This window comes from Pseudomonas sp. NPDC089758 (assembly GCF_044748705.1).
In the GTDB taxonomy this organism is placed as follows: domain Bacteria; phylum Pseudomonadota; class Gammaproteobacteria; order Pseudomonadales; family Pseudomonadaceae; genus Aquipseudomonas; species Aquipseudomonas putida_X.
The window spans coordinates 47,086-67,562 of record NZ_JBIVGN010000006.1 but is presented as its reverse complement, the minus strand read 5'-3'; the positions used below and the strand labels follow the sequence as shown (position 1 = coordinate 67,562).

The 20,477-nt window shown below is 63.0% G+C and carries 15 protein-coding genes and 1 pseudogene; 11 read left to right on the top strand and 5 right to left on the bottom strand.

The features are described from left to right. Positions 1 to 13: 13 nt before the first annotated feature. Positions 14 to 886, bottom strand: coding sequence for a DMT family transporter (locus tag ACIPZH_RS10495; RefSeq protein ID WP_400636123.1), 873 nt, complete (start codon positions 884 to 886; stop codon positions 14 to 16). A 121-nt stretch (positions 887 to 1,007) separates the two neighbouring features. Here ACIPZH_RS10495 and ACIPZH_RS10490 point away from each other — a divergent pair, with 121 nt between their 5' ends. Both ACIPZH_RS10490 and ACIPZH_RS10485 read left to right on the top strand, forming a co-directional pair. Then, positions 1,008 to 2,390 carry a PLP-dependent aminotransferase family protein gene (locus ACIPZH_RS10490; RefSeq protein ID WP_400636122.1) on the top strand — a complete coding sequence of 461 codons (1,383 nt, stop codon included), beginning with the start codon at positions 1,008 to 1,010 and terminating at the stop codon, positions 2,388 to 2,390. A 105-nt stretch (positions 2,391 to 2,495) separates the two neighbouring features. Next, the gene (locus tag ACIPZH_RS10485; RefSeq protein ID WP_400636121.1) at positions 2,496 to 3,011 is read left to right on the top strand and encodes a ProQ/FinO family protein; all 516 of its coding nucleotides are present in this window, start codon (positions 2,496 to 2,498) and stop codon (positions 3,009 to 3,011) included. Between the two features lie 108 nt (positions 3,012 to 3,119). On the opposite strand, the gene ACIPZH_RS10480 is transcribed toward ACIPZH_RS10485, so the two are convergent. The 3 genes from ACIPZH_RS10480 to putA form a co-directional block, all read right to left on the bottom strand. Further along, the gene (locus tag ACIPZH_RS10480) at positions 3,120 to 4,022 is read right to left on the bottom strand and encodes a LysR family transcriptional regulator (protein WP_267816750.1); all 903 of its coding nucleotides are present in this window, start codon (positions 4,020 to 4,022) and stop codon (positions 3,120 to 3,122) included. A 65-nt stretch (positions 4,023 to 4,087) separates the two neighbouring features. Further along, positions 4,088 to 4,879 (bottom strand): pyrroline-5-carboxylate reductase, encoded by a 792-nt coding sequence (gene proC, locus ACIPZH_RS10475; RefSeq protein WP_400636120.1) that lies wholly within the window; start codon positions 4,877 to 4,879, stop codon positions 4,088 to 4,090. Positions 4,880 to 4,948: 69 nt separating this feature from the next. After that, positions 4,949 to 8,884 carry a trifunctional transcriptional regulator/proline dehydrogenase/L-glutamate gamma-semialdehyde dehydrogenase gene (gene putA / locus ACIPZH_RS10470; protein ID WP_400636119.1) on the bottom strand — a complete coding sequence of 1,312 codons (3,936 nt, stop codon included), beginning with the start codon at positions 8,882 to 8,884 and terminating at the stop codon, positions 4,949 to 4,951. A gap of 334 nt (positions 8,885 to 9,218) precedes the next feature. Here putA and ACIPZH_RS10465 point away from each other — a divergent pair, with 334 nt between their 5' ends. The 9 genes and pseudogenes from ACIPZH_RS10465 (at position 9,219) to ACIPZH_RS10425 (ending at position 18,589) form a co-directional block, all read left to right on the top strand. Beyond that, on the top strand, positions 9,219 to 10,538 hold the full coding sequence (locus ACIPZH_RS10465; RefSeq protein WP_400636118.1) for an MFS transporter: 1,320 nt from the start codon (positions 9,219 to 9,221) through the stop codon (positions 10,536 to 10,538). Between the two features lie 137 nt (positions 10,539 to 10,675). Continuing rightward, positions 10,676 to 11,965, top strand: a complete 1,290-nt coding sequence (locus ACIPZH_RS10460; RefSeq protein WP_400636117.1) for an OprD family porin — start codon at positions 10,676 to 10,678, stop codon at positions 11,963 to 11,965. A 192-nt stretch (positions 11,966 to 12,157) separates the two neighbouring features. Further along, positions 12,158 to 13,276, top strand: a complete 1,119-nt coding sequence (locus ACIPZH_RS10455; RefSeq protein WP_400636116.1) for an ABC transporter substrate-binding protein — start codon at positions 12,158 to 12,160, stop codon at positions 13,274 to 13,276. Between the two features lie 63 nt (positions 13,277 to 13,339). Next, positions 13,340 to 14,233, top strand: a complete 894-nt coding sequence (locus tag ACIPZH_RS10450; RefSeq protein ID WP_400636115.1) for a branched-chain amino acid ABC transporter permease — start codon at positions 13,340 to 13,342, stop codon at positions 14,231 to 14,233. After that, positions 14,226 to 15,092 carry a branched-chain amino acid ABC transporter permease gene (locus ACIPZH_RS10445; RefSeq protein ID WP_400636114.1) on the top strand — a complete coding sequence of 289 codons (867 nt, stop codon included), beginning with the start codon at positions 14,226 to 14,228 and terminating at the stop codon, positions 15,090 to 15,092. The genes ACIPZH_RS10450 and ACIPZH_RS10445 overlap by 8 nt, the downstream gene beginning before the upstream one ends. After that, positions 15,089 to 15,889 (top strand): ABC transporter ATP-binding protein, encoded by an 801-nt coding sequence (locus ACIPZH_RS10440; RefSeq protein ID WP_400636113.1) that lies wholly within the window; start codon positions 15,089 to 15,091, stop codon positions 15,887 to 15,889. Before ACIPZH_RS10445 ends, ACIPZH_RS10440 begins: the two co-directional genes overlap by 4 nt. Then, positions 15,886 to 16,605, top strand: coding sequence for an ABC transporter ATP-binding protein (locus tag ACIPZH_RS10435; RefSeq protein ID WP_400636112.1), 720 nt, complete (start codon positions 15,886 to 15,888; stop codon positions 16,603 to 16,605). The genes ACIPZH_RS10440 and ACIPZH_RS10435 overlap by 4 nt, the downstream gene beginning before the upstream one ends. Positions 16,606 to 16,714: 109 nt before the next feature. Beyond that, positions 16,715 to 17,725, top strand: a pseudogene (locus ACIPZH_RS10430) (cache domain-containing protein); the annotation flags it as partial. 6 nt (positions 17,726 to 17,731) lie between these two features. Continuing rightward, the gene (locus tag ACIPZH_RS10425; protein WP_400636258.1) at positions 17,732 to 18,589 is read left to right on the top strand and encodes a methyl-accepting chemotaxis protein; all 858 of its coding nucleotides are present in this window, start codon (positions 17,732 to 17,734) and stop codon (positions 18,587 to 18,589) included. Between the two features lie 116 nt (positions 18,590 to 18,705). Here ACIPZH_RS10425 and ACIPZH_RS10420 read toward each other — a convergent pair whose 3' ends face one another. Next, on the bottom strand, positions 18,706 to 20,409 hold the full coding sequence (locus ACIPZH_RS10420) for an amidase (protein ID WP_400636111.1): 1,704 nt from the start codon (positions 20,407 to 20,409) through the stop codon (positions 18,706 to 18,708). Positions 20,410 to 20,477 lie beyond the last annotated feature (68 nt).

The following is a 20,477-nucleotide window of genomic DNA, read 5'->3' as shown; positions in this document are numbered from 1 at the left end:
ACGCAGCGAAACGTCACGCGCTGGCGTATTTCTTGGCTCCGGCAACACAGATGACCGCACCCAGCGTTACCACAAGCATCACCCAGCTGACGTGCTCGTGCAGAAGCAACGCAGCCAGCCCAAGCCCCATGAACGGCTGAAAAAGTTGCAGTTGGCCCACGGCGGCGATGCCGCCCTGGACGAGCCCTTTGTACCAGAACACAAACCCGATCAGCATGCTGAACAGCGAAACGTAGGCGAAGCTGAACCAGGCGCCGGTGCTGACCCGGGCGAAGGCATCGGGCGCCGGGAAATTCGCGATAGTGAGCAGCAGCATGAACGGCAACGCTACCAGCAATGCCCAACTGATCACCTGCCACCCACCGAGCGTGCGCGACAGGCGCGCCCCTTCGGCATAGCCCAACCCACAGACCACCACCGCCGCCATCATCAGCAGGTCGCCCAGCGCCGACGCCTCGCCTCCATTCATCACCGCATAGCCAACGACCAGCCCGGCACCGATCAACGAGAACAACCAGAACAGTGGCCCAGGTCGTTCACCGCCCCGCAGCACGGCGAACCCTGCAGTACACAGCGGCAGCAGCCCGACGAACACGATGGAATGAGCAGAAGTGACGTGCTGGAGGGCCAGCGCCGTCAGCAGCGGAAAACCGATAACGACGCCAAGCGCTGTGACAGCCAGTGACGACAGGTCACCACGCTGGGGCCGGGGCTGGCGTAGCACGATCAAGAACAGCGCACCCAACAGGGAGGCAATGGTTGCCCTGGCACATGTCAGAAACGTAGGTTCGAAGGCCGTCACAGCCACACGGGTCGCCGGCAAGGAGCCGGCAAATATGGCCACGCCGATGAAGCCGTTTATCCACCCGCTGGTTGTTTTGTCCATCCGTGAGTCCTCGATAAGTCAGGGCTCAGTACACCACTGACGGGTTCGCCGAGGCCATGTACACTCCACTACAATTCAACCGAACTGTTATGCAAGTGAATCCAGCACAGTTGAGGGTGCGATGAAACGTAACGGAACGCGAATCCGAGCTGTAATGGGAGAGGTCCAGGCCAAGATCGCCTCGCGAAGCTACACGCCAGGCGCGAGAATTCCCTCAGTTCGCGCAATGGCTCAGAGCATGCAGGTATCGGTTTCTACCGTTCTGGAGGCCTATGAACGGTTAAGCGCAGAGGGTGTGCTTAGCGCCCGCCCTGGCTCCGGCTTTTACGTGGCTGGGCCAGTTGCGCCTTTGGCACTGACTGAGCTCGGCCCCAAACTCGATCGTAATGTCGACCCGCTGTGGATCTCGCGTCAGTCTTTGGAAACCTCCGGCGATGCGTTGAAACCCGGGTGCGGTTGGCTACCCCCATCCTGGCTGTACGAAGCCGGCATGCGTAAAGCGCTACGAATGGTCGCGCGTTCTGACACGTTGAAGCTGAGCGAATACGCTTCACCGCTTGGGCATCCGCCCCTCAGGCAATTCTTGTCGCGACGCCTGGCGGGCATCGGTGTAGAGGCCCCCCTGGAACAGATCATGCTCACGGAGTCCGGCACCCACGCCATCGACCTGGTTTGCCGTTTTCTGCTGGAACCGGGAGACACTGTGCTGGTGGACGACCCCTGTTATTTCAATTTTCACGCATTGCTCAAGGCGCATAGGGTCAACATCGTCGGGGTGCCCTACACGGCAAAGGGCCCAGATATCGATGCGTTTGGCGCCGCGCTGCTCGCGCATGCTCCGCGGTTGTACATCACGAATTCCGGCATCCACAACCCGACCGGGGCCACCTTGTCGCCCGTCACAGCACACAGGCTGCTGAAGCTGGCCGACGCCTCCAACCTGGTCATTGTGGAGGACGACATTTTTGCTGATTTCGAGCATAGCCCGGCTCCACGACTGTCTGCCTTCGATGGCCTGGCTCGGGTGATCCAGATCGGTAGTTTTTCCAAGACCATTTCCGCGTCGATCAGGTGCGGCTATATCGCTTCGCGCAGGGAATGGATCGAGAGCCTGGTCGACCTCAAGATTGCCACCACATTCGGAGGTGGGCGCATGGCTGCCGACATCGTTCATCACGCGATTACCGATAGCGGGTACCGAAAGCACATGGAAGGTGTCCGCCTCAGGTTAGCCGAGGAAATGGACAAAACAGTCGCGAGGCTTCAGGCGATTGGGATCAAGCCTTGGCTGGTGCCCCAGGCAGGCATGTACCTGTGGTGCCAACTCCCTCAGGGCAAGGATGCAGCGACGCTGGCCAGGGTGTGCTTGAAGGAAGGCGTGGTGCTCGCGCCCGGCAATGCGTTCAGCCAGTCCATGAGTGCGGGTGATTACCTGCGTTTCAACGTCGCTCAATCTGGTGACAGCAAGATCTACGAGGTGTTGAAACGGGCGCTGAATGCTTAGTCGCAGCCCCCATTTGGCGGCGGTTTATCCTGTTCTAGCTGCGTTCAAGGCTTGCATGGCATATCCTTGCGTAACGCAATCAACCTCGAAGCAGTGAATTGAACGATGGGTTTTGAACAACTAGCTGAGCTACGTGACCGCCTCAGGTCGGAAAAAGAGCAGGTAAAAGGCGAGGGTGGTAAACACCCCAAGCGCAAGGCTTCCCCCCAGGCGAAGCCTCGCGACCTGGATCCTGCAGTGCAGGCGATCTGGCCGTTGCAGAAGCATTTTCCATTGGCCTTCCCGGTCAATCCGGCGCCCAAGGTGCCGCTCAAGGAGGGTATTTTCAAGGATGCCGAGCAGCACCTGGAACTGCTCGGCCTGACCCGCGAACAACTCAAGCTGGGCATTTCTACCTGGTGCCGCGGAGCGCGGTACTGGACAGCCATGGTGGAGAATGCACCGCGCCTTGACTTGAATGGTCAACCCTCTGGCATCGTGACCGCCGCTCAGGCGCTGCATGCCAAGCAACAGGCTTCGCGGCAACGCAGCCAGGGCCGACGCAACCGTGCGAAGGCCGCAGCGAGTGTCCCGGCCGCAACCGCCGATAGCACCGCGCAGCAGATTACCGACGTGAAGTGATTTGTGGCGCTGCCAGCTCCCTCGATGCCCGCGCAGTTCTTGAGGCATGCGCGGTAACGGTAGGAGCTGGCTTGCCGGCGATGGGCCGCGAAGCGGCCCTGGATCGCTTTACTTCGGTGCCTGAGGGTTGACGAACACATACTCGAGTTCATCAGCGAGTAGCCTGGCTTCTCGCGTGAGCAATTCCTGGTTTCGATAAACCAGCGAGATATTGAGCGCGGGCACTTGCTCCTCAAGGTTCAGTATTTCCAGCCCCTGGTCGGTGCGGTTGACGTAGTCGAGCATGCGAAGCGGCCAATAGCTGATCACATCAGTCGCGCGTGCCAGTTCGCAGAAGATGATCCCGGCGGAGCATTCGAGGATGTTTTCAGGCGGTGCGAGCTGATATTGCTCGAACATCAAACCGATCTGTGAACTTTCCAGCGGCTCCTGCAACAGCCACCGTTGTTCGCGTAGCTGCTCCAGGCAGCGCACCTTGCGCAGCGGGTGGCCTTTGCGCACCGCCAGCGCCGTGGGTTGATTGTAGAGCTCCGTCCATTGAAACCCATCGCCGTATCGGCTTGCCGGCTGGCAGGACAATGCCAGGTCCACTTGCCCTTCCCGCAGGCTCTCCATCAGTTTTGAGGGCCGCATCTCGTGAATGCGTAGGCGCACGTGTGGGTAGCGCTCGCTGTACTGATTTATGGCTGTGATCACCTGCGCCCTGGGAGTCGCCGGCGACAGGCCGATCGATACCCGGCCATGGGTTTGGCCCTTGAGCGCCGCGATCTCTTCACGGGCGCGGCTGGCCTCTTCAAGCATCAGGCGCGCCCTGCGCACCAGGCGTTCGCCATATTCGGTGGTGGTGATGCCACGGTTGGAGCGTACCAACAGTGGCACCCCGAGGGACGTCTCAAGTTCCTTGATGGTGCGGGAGAGCGCGGGCTGGGAAAGGTGCAGCAAGCGCGCAGTTTCCTGAAAGCTGCCGCTCTCGCAGATGGTGACCAATACTTTCAGTTGATGGAGCTTCATAGGCTATGCACATCGGCTAAGTGGGGCAGCGGTGGCGTCCTGCCGGCCGCCCGCTGCCCAGGCTTTCAAGATTCGCGCGAGAGCGCTTGTGAACGGGAATGTGCGGCCTGCACGGCGGCGTCGACCAGCCGACGCAAGCCCTCATTGTGTTCGAACGAGGCTATCGCCGCCGCCGTGGTGCCGTTGGGCGAGGTGACTGCGGTGCGCAACGCGACAAAGTCTGCGCCTGGCTGGGTTTGCAGCGTCGCGGCACCCAGCGCTGTCTGCGCTGCCAGGGTCTTCGCCAGTTCTGGGCTCAGGCCCAACGCTACACCTGCGGCGGCGAGTGCTTCGCTGAACAGGTGGTAGTAGGCCGGGCCGCTGCCGGACAACGCCGTCACGGCATCCAGAAGGCCCTCGTGTTCGACCCAACTGGCGCTGCCGACCGCTTCGAACAGCCGAGTCACCCGCGCGCGCAGGGTTGCATCCAGGTCAGGGGGGGCGAACAGGCCGGTGCAGCCAGCGTTGACCAGCACCGGCGTGTTGGGCATCGCGCGGACCACCGGGCAGCTGTGAGCCAGTGCCAGGCTGAGCTTGTCGTGGGGCACACCCGCGGCGACAGAAATCACCACCGCGTGCTCGCGCACTGCGTGGGGTAGGGCGGCCAGTGCCTCGCACGCGTAGTTCGGCTTGACCGCCACCACGATGATGTCAAACGGTCGTGCAGGCAGGGCCTGGGCGTCGCTGTAGAGGGTGGCTTGGCTGGCTGTTTGCAGATAGGGGTCAACGGCGCTGACATGGCTGACCAGGCCGGCCTTGAGCCAGGCTTGGCCAATGGCGCTGCCCATGCGACCGTAGCCCAGGAAAAGTGCGTTCATGGTTGTTCCTCGTGGTAGTGCGAAGGCGCGCAGCGCAAGGGTGCGTTGCGCGGGTTCCGATCGTGGGGCCTAGCAGATGGTCATGAGATTGGCGTTACCACCGGCCGCTGCGGTATTGACACTAAGGGCATGCTCGATCAGCAGACGCTCCAGCGGAATGTCGGTGTCTGCCCGGCCCAGGCCGTGCACGCCGACGATGGCGCCGCGGCGCCGGGCAGACAGCTGGCTGACGTGGCGCAACTGATCGCTATCGCCGTGGTGCAGGATCGCGTCGAAATGGGTGTCCGGGTCGGTCCAGTCGCTGATGCTGTCGATACGCGCCTGCACCGATGCTGGCAGTTCTGCACGAAGGGCCTGATGGCTATCCAGCCACAGCACGCGGCTGCCGACCGCGAGGCTGGCGGCGAGTTGGGCCAGCAGGTCCAGGCGGTTTTCGGCCAGGTTCAACACCACCTCGCGCGGCAGCAGGGTGTAGCTGTTGCGCTCACCGGTGGGGCCGGCGAGCAGGTGAGTGGTGTAGCTTTGCGACTGCGCCAGATAGCGGGCGAACAGGGTGGCGATCTCCGGTTCTTTCTGCTCGGCCCAAGCGGCAAATGCCTTGCGCGCATTTTCCAGGTCTGTGGGGGCTGCAACCGCATGCCCATCGCCGTCAGCCAGGGCCTGCGCCACGGCATCGTGCGGGCGGGTGGCGAGCAGGCGATACAGGTACAGCGGGCCACCCGCCTTCGGGCCGGTGCCCGAAAGGCCTTCACCGCCGAACGGCTGAACGCCGACCACGGCCCCGACGATGTTGCGGTTGACGTAGAGGTTGCCGACGCGGGCGGTATCGACCACCTGGGCGATGGTCTCGTCGATGCGGGTATGCACGCCCAGGGTCAGCCCGTAACCACTGGCGTTGATCTGCTCCAAGAGCTGGTTGAGCTGGCTGCGCTCGTAGCGCACCACATGCAGCACCGGGCCGAAGATTTCCCGTTCCAGTTCGCTGAGGCTGTCGAGTTCGATCAGGGTCGGCAGCACGAACGTGCCCCGTTGCAGCACCTGGCCGTCGGCCCGGGCAGCCTGGAAGACGGTACGGCCTTTACGGCGCATGTGCTCGATGTGGTTGACGATGTTGTCGCGCGCTTCGCGGTCGATCACCGGGCCTATGTCGGTGTCCAGGCGCTCTGGCGAGCCGACGCGGTATTCGGCCATCGCGCCACGCAGCATCTGGCACACGTGGTCGGCCACGTCTGCCTGGACGCACAGCACCCGCAGCGCTGAACAGCGCTGGCCGGCGCTATCGAACGCAGAGCTGATGACATCCGCGACCACCTGTTCGGCCAGTGCCGAGGAATCGACGATCATGGCGTTCATGCCGCCTGTTTCAGCGATCAGCGGCAGCGTCTGGCCTTGGCCATCCAGGCGGCCGGCAAGGTTGCGGCTGAGGATCCCGGCGACCTCGGTGGAGCCGGTGAACATTACCCCCCTGATTCTGCTGTCACCGACCAGGCCCGCGCCAACGGTCTCCCCCCGGCCTGGCAGCAGTTGCACGACACTGGTCGGCACGCCGGCTTCATGGAGGATGCGCACGGCCTGGGCGGCGATCAGCGGCGTCTGCTCGGCAGGTTTGGCCAGCACGGTGTTGCCAGCGGCCAGGGCCGCTGCGACTTGGCCACTGAATATTGCCAGCGGGAAGTTCCAGGGGCTGATGCACACCACAGGGCCCAGTGGGCGATGGCTGTCGTTGCTGAAGCTGCCAGCCTGGGCGCCGTAGTAGCGCAGGAAATCGACCGCTTCGCGGACTTCGGCGATCGCATTGCTGAAGGTCTTGCCAGATTCGCGTACCAGCAGCCCCATCAGTTGCTGCATCTCGCTTTCCATGAGGTCGGCGGCGCGCTCCAGAATGGCCGCGCGCTCGGCGGGCAGGGTCGACTGCCAGATCGGGCCGCTGGCCTGGGCGCACAGGATGGCATTTTGCACATCGCTTTCGTTGGCTTCGTACACCTGACCGATGAGGTCGCGATGATCCGCCGGGTTGCGTACGGCGGTGACGGTGCGGGGGCGGCTGCAATCGCTGCTTGAGGTTGGCCCGGCAGTGTAGGGTTGGTTGGCGCTGGCCAACAGCGCCGAGGCCAGTGAGCCGAGCCGGTGCTCATTGGACAAGTCAAGGCCGCCAGAGTTGAGGCGGGTGGTGCCATACAGGTTGCGCGGGAGCGGGATGCGCGGGTGCGGCAGGCCCAGTGCGCCTTCCTGGCCGGCCATCTTCTCCACCTGCAGCACTGGGTCTTCGACCAGCTCATCGAGGGTGATGGTGCGGTCCGCGATACGGTTGACGAACGAGGTGTTGGTCCCGTTCTCCAGCAGGCGGCGCACCAGGTAGGCCAGCAAGGTTTCGTGGCTGCCGACCGGCGCATAGATGCGGCACGGGCGGTTCAGCTTGCCTTCCGAGACTTTACCGACAACCTGCTCGTACAGTGGCTCGCCCATGCCATGCAGGCACTGGAATTCGTATTGGCCCGGGTAGTAGTTCTGCCCGGCAATATGGTAGATGGCCGCCAGTGAGTGAGCATTATGGGTGGCGAACTGTGGGTAGATGGCTTGCGGTACCGACAGCAGCTTACGGGCGCAGGCAATGTAGGACAGGTCGGTGTAAACCTTGCGGGTGTAGACCGGGTAGCCTTCCAGGCCGTCGATCTGGGCGCGCTTGATCTCGCTGTCCCAATAGGCGCCCTTGACCAGGCGGATCATCAGGCGATGGCGGCTGCGCTTGGCCAGGTCGATGACGTAGTCGATCACGTATGGACAGCGCTTCTGGTAGGCCTGGATGACGAAGCCGATACCGTTCCAGCCGGCCAGCGCTGGCTCGAAGCACAGGCGCTCGAGCAGGTCGAGCGACAGCTCCAGGCGGTCGGCCTCTTCAGCGTCGATGTTCAGGCCGATGTCATACTGCTTGGCCAGCAGGGTCAGCGAGAGCAGGCGCGGGTACAGCTCTTCCATCACCCGCTCGTATTGAGCGCGGCTGTAGCGTGGGTGCAGTGCCGAGAGCTTGATCGAGATGCCAGGGCCTTCATAGATGCCACGGCCGTGCGAGGCCTTGCCGATGGAATGGATCGCCTGTTCGTAGGCGGCAAGGTAGTTCTGCGCGTCGAGCTCGGTCAGTGCGGCTTCACCCAGCATGTCGTAGGAGTAGCGGAAGCCTTTTGCTTCGCGACGTGCCGCATTGGCCAAGGCCTCGCCGATGGTTTCACCGGTAACGAACTGCTCGCCCATCAGGCGCATGGACATGTCCACACCCTTGCGAATCAGCGGTTCGCCACTCTTGCTGATGATGCGGTTGAGTGAGGATGACAGGCCCGCCTCATTGTGGGTCGACACCAGTTTGCCGGTGATCAGCAGGCCCCACGAGGCGGCGTTGACGAACATCGACGGGCTCTGCCCCAGGTGCTGGCTCCAATTGCCATTGGCGATCTTGTCGCGGATCAAGGCGTCACGGGTGCCTTTGTCGGGGATGCGCAGCAGAGCCTCGGCCAGGCACATCAACGCCACCCCTTCCTGCGACGACAGCGAGAACTCTTGAAGCAGGCCTTGCACAAGCCCCTGACGGCCGCCGGCGCTTTTCTGGTTACGCAGCTTCTGGGCGATGCTGTAAGCCAACTGGTGAGACGCTTGCGCCATTTCTACCGGCTGGCGCGCCTGCTCGAGCAGCATCGGTACGGCGTCCGCTTCCGGGCGCCGGTAGGCTGCGGTGATGGCAGCTCGAAGCACCGATTGCGGCAGGACGCTTTCGGCGAAGTCGAGAAATACCTGCAAGGCACCCTCATCCAGGTGTTCTACCTGTTCTTCGCCCGCAACTGCGGCCAGGCCAGCCTGCCGAGCGGGCGTCATACCGCCTTCGATCTGCTCCAGGTAGTTGAAGATGGCCTGCTTGATCATCCAATGCGGGGTCTGGGCGATGTGTTGTGCAGCCTGTTTGAGTCGCTCGCGAGTGGCGTCGTCAAGCTTCACGCCAAGTGTGGTGGTTGCCATGTTGTTATTACCGGGTGGGGAGTTGGCTAAGCGGAACGGTGCGCAGAGTAAACCCGGAATCAACAAAGGTGCAACCTAGTGCAACCTAATACTTTCAATCAACTTTGTTGGATGTTTGTTCAATAAAAATAGTTATGTACTAGACCAAGGCAGCAAACGTTTGGCATCTCCATGGCGCGCACTGCAATGGTGCATTTCGGCGTCATTCACCCTTTTTGTTATACCTATAGAAAAATGTGTGGTTGCACCTTGTGCCCGATGAAATCTAGGATCGGTGCTACCCAGTGATACTTGGGTCGTTGTGGCCCAACCCAAAAAAAATAAGGCATAACACATGAGCAATTCCCTCGCCGAGGCGCAATCGGCCAAGACTCGTCGCCGCGCATTGGTCGCCAGCCTCACAGGCAGTTCGATCGAGTGGTTCGACTACTTTCTTTACGGAACAGCCGCCGCGCTGGTTTTTAACAAACTGTTCTTTCCCAACTTCGATCCGGTGGTCGGGCTGTTACTGGCTTACTTGTCGTTTTCCCTGACGTTCTTTATTCGGCCTATTGGCGGCGTACTGTTTGCACACATCGGCGACCGCATCGGGCGCAAGAAAACGCTGGTCATCACGTTGTCGCTGATGGGGGGCGCAACCGTGTTGATCGGCTGCCTGCCGACTTATGAACATATCGGCGTCTGGGCTCCGATCCTGTTGATCCTGCTGCGGGTGATCCAGGGCCTTGGCATTGGTGGCGAGTGGGGTGGGGCGCTGTTGCTGGCCTATGAATACGCACCGGCCAGCCGCAAGGGCTTGTTCGGCAGCGTGCCGCAAGTGGGCGTGACCCTAGGCATGCTGCTCGCCACCATGGCCGTGAGCCTGATGGCGATGCTGCCCGAGGAAGACTTCCTGACCTGGGGCTGGCGTGTGCCCTTTGTGCTGAGCGCCGGCCTGGTGTTTCTCGGTCTGTGGATCCGCCACGGCCTCGACGAAACCCCGGACTTCAAAGAAGCCAAGGCCAGCGGTAATGTTTCGAAAATGCCCGTCGTAGAGACGCTGCGCAATCACTGGCGTGAAGTGCTGATCGCCGCGGGCCTTAAAGTGGTCGAGACGGCGCCGTTCTATATCTTCTCGACCTTCGTGGTCAGTTATGCGGTAAACAACCTCGGCTACCAGAAGGTCTCAGCGTTGAACGCCGTGATGATCGGTGCGCTGGTGGCCTCGCTGCTGATCCCGGTCATGGGCTGGCTGTCTGACCGCATCGGCCGCAAGCGCGTGTACATCGGCGGCATCCTGGCCATCGCGTTGTACATCGTGCCGTATTTCATGCTGCTCGATACTCGCACCCAATGGGGCATCACCCTCGCCACCGTCATCGGCTTCGGCGTGCTGTGGGCGCCGGTCACCGCCGTGCTCGGCACCTTGTCTTCGGAAATATTCTCCACCCGCGTGCGCTACACCGGCATCACCCTGGGCTACCAGCTGGGCGCTGCACTGGCGGGCGGCACGGCACCGCTGATCGCAACCTGGCTGCTGGCCGAGTACAAGGGCGACTGGCAGCCGGTGGCCCTGTACATGCTGGCAACCGTAGCTATCTCGCTGGTCGCCATCCTGTCCGTAGGTAAACGTCGCAAAGACGACGAAATTCAAGGCGGCGCTCGCGCGGCCTGAATGCAATGACCGGAGCCTTCGCGCTCCGGGTTCTATCTGTCGCCACTCCGTATTCGTGCCCCGGGCCTGCCTTGCCATGGCAGCCCCGCGGGGGCGTGCGTCCTAAAAAAGCAACGTACAAGGGAGAGTCGCTTCACATGAAGAGAAAACTATTGAATATGGCCATTCTTGCGGCCATGGGGAGTTGCGGCGGGCAGGCGCTTGCCGCAGGGTTCATCGAAGACAGCACGGCAAAGCTGGAGCTACGCAACTTCTATTTCAACCACGATTTCCGGGACACCGATACCCAGACCCAGGACGAGTGGGGCCAAGCCTTCCTGCTCAACGTGCAATCCGGTTTCACCCAGGGCGTGGTCGGCTTCGGGGTAGATGCCACCTACACCTTGGGCGTGAAGCTGGATGCATCCGGTGCGCGGTCCATTTTCCCGGCCGACAGCGACGGCGAGGCGGTGGACAACTTCAGCCGCGGTGGCCTGACCGGCAAGATGCGCCTTTCCAAGACCGAGGCCCGCTACGGCATCCTCACGCCGAAGCTGCCTATCCTCTGGTCGAACGACGGCCGCATGCTGCCGCAGTTGTTCGAAGGCGGGCAGATCACCAGCAACGAGATCGACAACCTGACGCTCACTGGCGGCCAGATCGAGCATGTCGTGGGCCGTATGTCGAGCAACTTCACCGGCATGTCTATCGCCGGTGGCAGCCAGCAAAGCAACCATCTGCGGTTCGCCGGGGGCGACTACAAGGGCATCAAGGACCTGACCCTGCAGTATTACTTCGCCAACCTCGAAGACTATTACGACCAGCACTTCATCGGTGCGCTGCACAGCCTGGCACTGGGCCCTGGCGTGCTCAAGACCGACCTGCGCTACTTCCGCACCACCTCTGATGGCAAGAATGCCGACCGTGCGGCAGGCTACCTGGCATCGACCAACGGCAGTGGCAACGATGGCGAACTGGACAATTCGACCTGGAGCGCCAAGTTCACCTACGCCCTGAGCGGCCATGCCCTGACCCTGGGGTACCAGCAGGTGTCGGACGACAGCGTCTTCACCCAGTTGAACCAGGGCGGCCTGGCCAATGAGGGCGCAGGCGGCACCAGCACGTATGTGATCACCGACAGCCTGGTGCAGAACTTCACCTATGCGGGTGAGCGCACCATCCTGGGCGGCTACGCCTATGACTTCGCCGCGCTCGGCGTGCCAGGCTTGAACGCCAGCGTCACCTGGCTCAAGGGCGACCAGATCAAGACTGCCGTTGGTTCCGACCGTGAAGAGTGGGAGCGCGACATCGTACTGAGCTATGTGGTGCAGGGCGGGCCATTGAAAGGCGTGGGCGTTGCCTGGCGCAACGGCGTACTGCGCAGCGACGTACTGGGCGATATCGACCACAACCGCCTGACCGTCAGTTACACCCTGCCTATCTGGTAAGGGCTTCGAAGCGATGCCATGAATTTTCCTCCTTCCGCAACCCTCGGGAGGACCGGAGCGGTGCGTCCGTGATTTGCCACGAGCGACTCAGGGAGCATCGGTGCTTGAGCTGTTTTGCCCCGCTGGCGCAAGGGGGCTGCATGACGCAGTGAGCGACGGCGACGCCGTCACGATCATTCCAAGGAGACAGTTATGCCTTTCAAGTTCCGCTCCATGCTTATCTCGACTTCGATGTTTTTTACCCTGGCCACGGCCGCCCCGTTCACGTCAGCCGCTGAAGCTGTGCAGATGGGCGCCGTGCTCTCCCTGACGGGCGCCAACGCTACCGTTGGCGAAGACGTGCGCCGCGCCGTGAAGCTGGCTGAAGACAAGGTCAACGCCGACGGTGGTGTGCTGGGCAAGCCATTCCAGGTCATCGTCGAAGATTCCGGCGGCAACCCCACCACCGCCATCAACGCCGCACGCAAGCTGGTCAGCGTCGACAAGGTGCCGGTAGTGATCGGCGAATATTCCTCGGGTATCAGCATCCCGATGGGCCAATATCTGGTGAAAGAGGGTGTGGTGCATATCAACATCGCCAGCACCAGTGTGAAGATCCGCGACCTGGGCAGCAGCTCGTTCAACCTGATCGGCCTGGAAGACAAGGGCAACAAATTTTCTTCCCAGGATGCCTGGGACCTGGGCTTTCGTAACGTCGCCGTTCTGGCACCGAACAATGCCTATGGCCAAGGCGTAGCCCACGGTTTCCGCGCTGAGTTCGAAAAGCTCGGCGGCAAGATCGTCAACGAGACGCTCTACACCGCCGGCCAGTCAACCTACCGCCGCGAACTGCAACAGATTGCCCGCAGCAAACCGGACGCATACATCTACACCGCCTACGGGCAGGAGTCTGCGGTCATCAACCGCGAGGCACTGGAACTGGGGCTACGTGAACAGCCGTGGTACGCGATCCTGTTGTCCATGAGCCTGTCGGACACGCCGGCCAACATCGCCCAAGGCCAGCTGGGGATGGAGGTCGGGTCGTTCGTCGGCCCGACCGGCAAGGCCTACGCCGATGCCTTTGCCGCCAAATACAAGGAAGGCATGAAAACCTCCTACACCGGCTATGCCTACGACGCCGTGCTGATGGCGGCCAAGGCGATCGAGAAGGCCGGCAGCACCGAGCCGGCCGCAGTACAGGCTGCCCTCAAGGAGGTGGGCAAGGGCTATGACGGCGTGACTGGCACAGTCGCCTTCGACGACGGCCGCCAGCGGCTCGACCCGCCCTACGCCAAGCTCAAGTATGACGGCGGCAAAGTCGTCCCTCGATAAGGACGCGATACCCCCGCCCGGCTCGCCGGGCGGGCTTGAGCCTGCTCTTGCGGAGTGTTTTCCATGTTGCAGTTCCTGATCGATACCTTGCTGCGGGCAACCGACCTGGCGCTGATCGCCTTCGGCCTCAGCCTGGTGTATGGCCTGGTCAAGTTTCCCAATATTGCCCACGTCCAGTACGCGATGCTGGGTGCCTACCTCACCTATGGCCTTTGCGCCGCTGGCGCGCCCTTGCCGTTGGCCTTGCTGTTTGCCGCACTGCTGGTCGGTGCCCTGACCCTGGCGCTGCAGCGCCTGGTGTTCCAGCGTCTGCTCAAAAGTGGCCCGGCCATCGCGATGATCGGCTCGCTGGCCATTGCCATGCTGCTGGTCGCGGCGCTGCAGGGCAGCGCGGGTACTTTTCCAAGGATGTTCGAGCTACCCCTGACGGCGCCGATCCTGTTGGGCGATGCGCGCATCACCCACACCCAACTGTACTTCTTCGCCACCACCCTCGTTCTGCTGGCGGTGTTCACCGTGGCACTGTTTCACACCCGCTTGGGGCGTGCCATGCGCGCGCTGGCCGGCAACCCGGCACTGGCCAACGCCAGTGGCCTGCACGCTGCCCGCATAACCCTGATGGTGACCTTCGCCAGTGGTGCCATCGCCGGGCTGGGCGGCGGCCTGCTGGCACTGTCCACCGGTGCCCACATCAACCTGGGGCATGACCTGCTCCTGCCGGTATTCGCGGCGGCCATCCTCGGTGGCCTTGGCAACCCCATGGGGGCGGTCGCCGGCGCCTTGTTGATCGCCTTCACCGAAACCCTGGTCACCAACCTGAACGTCGGCTGGCTGGTGGGCCGGGAGATGGCTTTCTTGCCGGTGTCCTACATCAGCGGCGCTGCGTTCCTGATCCTGCTGCTGGCATTGCTGTTCAAGCCCTACGGCCTGTTCGACCGGGAGGTGCGCCGTGTTTGATTTCCTGGTTTCCGCGCTTACCTTCGCCAGCCTTTATGGCCTGATGGCACTGGGGCTCAACCTGCAGGCCGGCTATGGCGGCCTGCTCAATTTCGGCCACATCGCCTTCGCCGGCCTGGGCGCCTACGCCACCGGCATCGCGGTCCAGGCGGGTTATTCGCCATGGCTCGGCATGGCCGTTGGTGTCCTTCTGGCCATGGGGTTGGGCGCGGGCGTGGCCCGCCTGGGGCGCAAGCTTGCTTCGGACTACTGGGGTATCGCCACCCTGGCAATCGCCGAAATCCTGCGCGTGGTGGCGACCAACGAGGGCTGGCTTACCGGTGGTGCGCAAGGCATCGGTGCGATCCCTACGCTGTTCGACGGTGTAGGCTTTCTGGTGATGATGCTGGCGCTGCTGGGTGTCGCCACGCTGCTCTGCCAGCGCCTCGCCGATGGCCGCTTCGGGCGTGCGCTGCGGCTGATGCGCGAAGAGCCGCAACTGGCCGCCTGCATGGGGTACGACCTGACCTCCCTGAAGTCGCGGGCGATCATGGCCAGCGCTGCGCTCACCGCTGTCGCCGGTTCGCTGTACGCCCATTTCATGAGTTATGTCGGCCCTGACTACCTGCTCGCCTCCGAGACGTTCCTGCTCTGGACCATGTTGATGATCGGTGGCCTGGGCAACCTGCGCGGCGTATTGCTGGGGGTGTTCCTGGTCCAGGCCGCCTATAGCCTGGTGCCGTTCGCCAAGGATTACCTGGGTTTTGACTCCGACCTTGCCGGCGCCCTGCGCCTGGGCCTGATCGGCGCGATCCTGCTGGCCTGCCTGATGTGGCGCAGTGAAGGTCTGATCCCCGAAAAAGTAAGGAAGATCGCATGAGTGCTTCGCGCCAATACCTGCTTAACGTGCAGTCGGTAGCCAAGGCCTTTGGCGGCAACCAGGTGCTGCGTGACGTCAGCTTCAACGTGCAGCGCGGCGAAATCGTCGGCCTGCTCGGGCCCAACGGCTCCGGTAAAAGCACCTTGCTCAATTGCATCACGGGTTTTGAAGCGGTCGATGGCGGCGCCATTGCGCTGGGGGCACGGCGTATCGAGCGGCTGCAGGCCCATCGTATTGTCCGCCACGGCATTGCCCGGACATTTCAGCTGCCTACCATGCCCACCAAGATGTCGGTAATCGAGGTGGCGATGGCTGCCAGCACTCGCCAGCACGGTGTGTTCGCCACCTTGCTCGGCCTTCCGGCGCTGCGCCGGGCCGAGGAGCAGGCACGAGCCAAGGCCGAGCGGCTGATCGATGAGTTGCTGCTCAGCCCTGTGCGCGACCTGCCGGCTGCGGCGCTGTCGGGCGGGCAGAAGAAACTGCTGGGCATTGTCTGCGCCTTGATGGGCGAGCCTGAACTGGTGCTGCTCGACGAGCCTACCGCCGGGGTGCACCCCAACCTGCGCCGTGACCTGGTGGAGGCGCTCAAACGCCTCAATGCCCAAGGCATGACGCTGGTGATCGTCGAGCATGACATGCATTTCATCCGCGATGTCTGCAGCCGCTGCGTAGTCCTGGACCGCGGCGAGATCGTCGCTAGCTGCAGCCCCGACAAACTGGCCACCAACGCGCGGGTGATCCAGGCCTATCTGGGTGGCCGTCACAGCCCGCAAGCCCTCGAGGAGAACGCGCCATGATCGAAGTGAAGGACGTCGTCGCCGGCTACACCGCCGAGGTGGACATCCTGCGCGGCATGACATTGCATGCCGAACAGAAGGAAATCGTTACCTTGCTGGGCCCCAATGGTTGCGGCAAGAGCACCTTGCTCAAAACCATTGCCGGTTACCTGCTGCCGCGCAAGGGGCAGATCCTGCTGCAGGGGCAGGACGTGTCGCGGGTACCCGTGCATCAGAAGATCCGCCGTTGCCGGCTTGGCTTCGTGCCGCAGACCGACAACGTCTTCGCCAGCCTGAGCATCCGCGAGAATCTCCATGTGGGCGGGCACTATCAGCGGCCCCAGGACAACCAGCGACGTATCGATGAACTGTGCACGGCCTACCCGATCCTGGCCAAGAAATTCAACGCACCCGCGGCATCCATGTCCGGTGGTGAGCGGCAGATCCTCGCCCTGGCCCGGGCCCTGATGCCCAGGCCCAGCCTGCTGCTGCTCGATGAACCTTCGGCAGGCCTGTCGCCCAAAGTGCTGCTGGAAGTGTTCGAAGCCATCCAGCAGGTCCGCGATCAGGAAGGCGTGACCATCCTGATGGTGGAGCAGAACGCGATGGAGGCGCTGCGCATCTCCGACCGTGCCTACGTGCTGTCGATGGGCAGTGTAGCGTTGACCGGCAATGCTCGGGAGCTGATGCACGACCCGCAAGTCAGCGAACTGTACCTGGGAGGGCGGGTCGCCTGAGACGCTGCCAGCATTCGCGTCCTCGCGCTCCTGGGGCCGCAAATGGCGTAGCGCGTGTTTGGCCGCGCAGGGTTTGCTGCGCGGCCCTTTTTAGAGCCTTGATGATGAAATTCAACCACAAGATTCTGTTGGCCGCGGCCTTGGTCGTGGTCAGCGCCTTCGCATCGTTCACCCTGTACAACTACATCTGGCAAAAGCGCCTGCTCGGGAGCTGCAAAGCCAGCTGCGCGAGGTTGGCGCCCTGGCCGCCGACAGCGTTCACAACTGGCTGGGCGGGCGAGTACTGCTGGTGGAAAGCCTGGCACAACGCCTGGCCGACGATACCAGCGAGGCGGCTGTCGAGCAGGCATTCGGCCAGGATGTGCTGAAAAACACTTTCAACATGGTGTATCTGGCGCGCGCCGATGGCAGTTTCAGCATTCGCCCGCAGCAGGATATGCCCGCCGGGTACGATGCTCGCCAGCGCGACTGGTACCAGCGCGTGCAGGCGCGCAATGACAGCGTGCTCACCGAGCCCTATGTCAATGCCGCTACCCAGGAGATGATCATGGCTGCCGCTGCCCCGGTAGCGCGTGCCGGTGCGTTGCTTGGCGCGGTGGGCGCGGGTATGCCGATCGATACCCTGGTCCAGATCATCGGCAGCGTCGACCTGCAAGGCAAAGGCTACGCCTACCTGGTCAATGGCGCCGGGAAAATCCTGGTGCATCCCCAGACGGACCTGATCAACCGGCGTCTCGACGAACTGGACCGGGGGCAAACCCTGAAAGTCAGTCGTGATCTGCAAGAGCACGAGGTCGATGGCCAGGTTCGCATCGATACCTTCGTCCCGGTACCGGGGCTGCCGGGTGCCGACTGGTACGTCGGGCTTTCGGTGGATCGTGACCTGGCTTACCAGCAATTGCGCGACTTCAGTGGTTCGGCGTTGATCGCCATGCTGGTGTCAGTGCTGTTGGTCATGCTCGCCCTCGGTGCACTGTTGCGTATGCTGCTAAAGCCGCTGCTGCGTATGAACGTCGCCATGCAGGACATCGCCAACGGTGAGGGCGACCTTACCCAGCGCCTGCCTGCCACCGGCCGAGATGAACTGGCCCAACTGGCCAAGTCGTTCAACCTTTTCGTCGAGCGCATGCAGCGCACCATCGGCCTGGTCGCCAGTGGCAGTGTCGGCGTCGATGAAGGTGCGCGCAGTGTGGTCCAGGCCAGCCAGGCTACCCTGCGCCAGTCCAGCGAACTGCTACAGCGCAGCGACACGGTTGCCGCTGCCATCGAGCAATTGGGTGCTGCCGCCCAGGAAATCGCCGGCAATGCCGCGAATGTTTCGGTACAGAGTGCTGCGGCGCGCAACCAGGCCGAGCAGGGCCAGCGTATTCTCAGCGATGGCTCCACGGCACTGGATGCGCTCGCCGCCCAGGTTGAAACCGCCCGCGCGAGCATGGAGCAATTGGGTGACCAGACTGAAGCCATCGGCCGTATCCTTGAAGTGATTCACAGCATCGCCCAACAGACCAATTTGCTGGCACTCAACGCAGCCATTGAAGCTGCGCGAGCAGGGGAGTCTGGCCGAGGTTTTGCGGTGGTAGCGGACGAGGTGCGCCAACTGGCGCATCGCAGCCAAGGGTCGGCCAAGGAGATCCACGCCATGATCGAATCGCTGCAGGTCGGCGCCCAAGCGTCGATTGCCTCGATGGTTGCCAGCCATCGCCACGCTGAACGCAGTGTTCACGTCATCGCTCAGGCCTGCGAAGGTATCGACGCAGTGATAGGGCGTTTGGCTGATATCGATGACATGAATCAGTCCGTCGCAGCAGCCACGGATCAGCAACGTGCGGTGGTCGAGTCAATCAGTCGGGAAGTGGGCGAAATCGTCACGCTCAATCAGCATGTGCAGACGGGCCAAGAGCAGACCCTGGGGGTGTGTGAAAGGTTGGACGGGCGTTCGGGGGAGCTGCGCAGATTGGTGGCGAGCTTTCGTATCGAGAAGTAGTCCGGCGGCTCGCGTGGCCATTTAGAGGGGCTTGGCGTTTGCGATGCGCCGCGAACCGAGCGCCGAAGCGGCGCTCGATCCAAGGGTGGATAAGCAAATGGCCTTTCAGGCCATCCTCACCCCAGTGCCGGTGTACGCGGCGGCACCATGCGGCGTGAGCCGGTCGCCTCAAAGGCCGCGGCAAAACTCAACAGTGCATTGTCGCTGTAGGCACGCCCGGCGAATGTCAGCCCCACCGGCATGCCGATGTCAGCCATCACGCCCATTGGCACGGTGACGGTCGGCACGCCCAGATGGCGAATGGCGAGGTTGCCGTTGGCCACCCAGATGCCGTTGCTCCAGGCGATGTCCGCCGAGGCTGGGTTCACGTCGGCGTCGGCCGGGCCGACATCGGCCACGGTGGGGAACAGCACCGCATCGAGGCCTTGAGCGTCCATCCAGTCTTCCAGGTCCAGTTTGCGCGTCTTTTCCAGGCCGCGCAGCCCGTCTGGCAGGGTTTCGATCTGGTCCCAGCCCTTCAAGCCGCGTTTGGCCATGTTGACGTACTCGTCCATGCCGGCGGCCAGGTCGTCTTCACGGTTGGGCAGGGTGCCTGGGTCGTGGGGGAAAATCAGCGGGCCGTCGACATCGGCCAGGCGGTTGAGCTTGGGGTCGTTATTGGCGCGCAGGAAATCGTCGAAGCCCCAGCCGGACAGTTCCCACAGCTCGTCATGCAGGAACGCCTTGCTGACGATGCCGCGGTTGTACACGGTCGGTGCGCCGGGGCGATCGCCCTCGCAGTTGGAAACCAGCGGGAAATCCACCTCGACCACTTCCGCGCCCGCTGCTTCCAAGGCCTGGCGCGCCTGTTGCCACAGCTCGATGACCGTGGCACGGGTGTTGATGCGCTGGCCGGTCGGGCCACCGATGCCAGGTTTTTCGGACGTGCCGGCCTCGGGGTCGGCATTGATGTACATGCGCGGTACGCCGAAACGCTTGCCCTTGAGCGCGCTGGCGTCAACCGCCAGGTCCAGGTAGGACGCCGGGCGGACCGAAGAGGCCGCCGGGATTGGCACCCAAGGCTGCAGGCGCCAGAGGTCGCCGCGCTTGTCGGCATCGTCGGCAACCACCACATCGAGCACTTCCAGCAGGTCGGCCATGGTACGGGCGAAAGGTACTACCACGTCCATGGTCGGTGTCAGCGGCCAGTTGCCGCGCACCGAAATGACCCCGCGCGAAGGGGTGTAGGCGCACAGGCCGTTGTTGGAGGCCGGGCCACGGCCACTGGACCAGGTTTCCTCGGCCAGGCCGAAGGCGCTGAAGCTGGCAGCGGTGGCGGTGCCGGCGCCGTTGGATGAGCCGGAGGCGAACGGTGCGGTCAGGTAGTTGGCGTTGTATGGGCTTTCGGCACGGCCATAGACGCCGCGCTGCATGCCACCGTTGGCCATGGGCGGCATGTTGGTCTTGCCCAGGCAGATGGCGCCGCCGGCGCGCAGGCGCTCGACGGTGAACGCGTCGCGCTGGGCTACCAGGTCCTTGAACGCCGGGCTGCCGGATGCCGCGGTCAGGCCCTTGACCAGGTAGCTGTCCTTGGCGGTGTAAGGGATGCCGTCGAGCGGGCCGAGCAGTTCGCCGCGGGCGCGGCGCGCGTCGGACGCCTCGGCCTCTTTGATCGCCTCGGGGTTGCGTACGACCACAGCGTTCAGCGCAGTGGGGGTATCGGCTCCATCGTAGGCGTCGATGCGCGCCAGGTAGGCCTTGACCAGCTCGACCGCCGTCGTGCGGCCCTGTTCGAGCGCATCGCGCAGCTCGGCAATGGAAACCTCGGTTACCTCGATCATGCTTTCACCAAAATGTGTGCAGGTGGGGGCTTTTGCGAGGAGTGTACAAGAAGGGCTGGGCGGAAGCA

Coding starts and splice junctions, on each gene's coding strand:
- ACIPZH_RS10490 (WP_400636122.1), top strand. CDS start 1,008: ATGAAACGTAACGGAACGCGAATCCGAGCTGTAATGGGAGAGGTCCAG.
- ACIPZH_RS10485 (WP_400636121.1), top strand. CDS start 2,496: ATGGGTTTTGAACAACTAGCTGAGCTACGTGACCGCCTCAGGTCGGAA.
- ACIPZH_RS10495 (WP_400636123.1), bottom strand. CDS start 886: ATGGACAAAACAACCAGCGGGTGGATAAACGGCTTCATCGGCGTGGCC.
- ACIPZH_RS10420 (WP_400636111.1), bottom strand. CDS start 20,409: ATGATCGAGGTAACCGAGGTTTCCATTGCCGAGCTGCGCGATGCGCTC.
- ACIPZH_RS10425 (WP_400636258.1), top strand. CDS start 17,732: ATGCAGCGCACCATCGGCCTGGTCGCCAGTGGCAGTGTCGGCGTCGAT.
- ACIPZH_RS10455 (WP_400636116.1), top strand. CDS start 12,158: ATGCCTTTCAAGTTCCGCTCCATGCTTATCTCGACTTCGATGTTTTTT.
- ACIPZH_RS10440 (WP_400636113.1), top strand. CDS start 15,089: ATGAGTGCTTCGCGCCAATACCTGCTTAACGTGCAGTCGGTAGCCAAG.
- ACIPZH_RS10450 (WP_400636115.1), top strand. CDS start 13,340: ATGTTGCAGTTCCTGATCGATACCTTGCTGCGGGCAACCGACCTGGCG.
- ACIPZH_RS10480 (WP_267816750.1), bottom strand. CDS start 4,022: ATGAAGCTCCATCAACTGAAAGTATTGGTCACCATCTGCGAGAGCGGC.
- proC (WP_400636120.1), bottom strand. CDS start 4,879: ATGAACGCACTTTTCCTGGGCTACGGTCGCATGGGCAGCGCCATTGGC.
- ACIPZH_RS10460 (WP_400636117.1), top strand. CDS start 10,676: ATGAAGAGAAAACTATTGAATATGGCCATTCTTGCGGCCATGGGGAGT.
- putA (WP_400636119.1), bottom strand. CDS start 8,884: ATGGCAACCACCACACTTGGCGTGAAGCTTGACGACGCCACTCGCGAG.
- ACIPZH_RS10435 (WP_400636112.1), top strand. CDS start 15,886: ATGATCGAAGTGAAGGACGTCGTCGCCGGCTACACCGCCGAGGTGGAC.
- ACIPZH_RS10465 (WP_400636118.1), top strand. CDS start 9,219: ATGAGCAATTCCCTCGCCGAGGCGCAATCGGCCAAGACTCGTCGCCGC.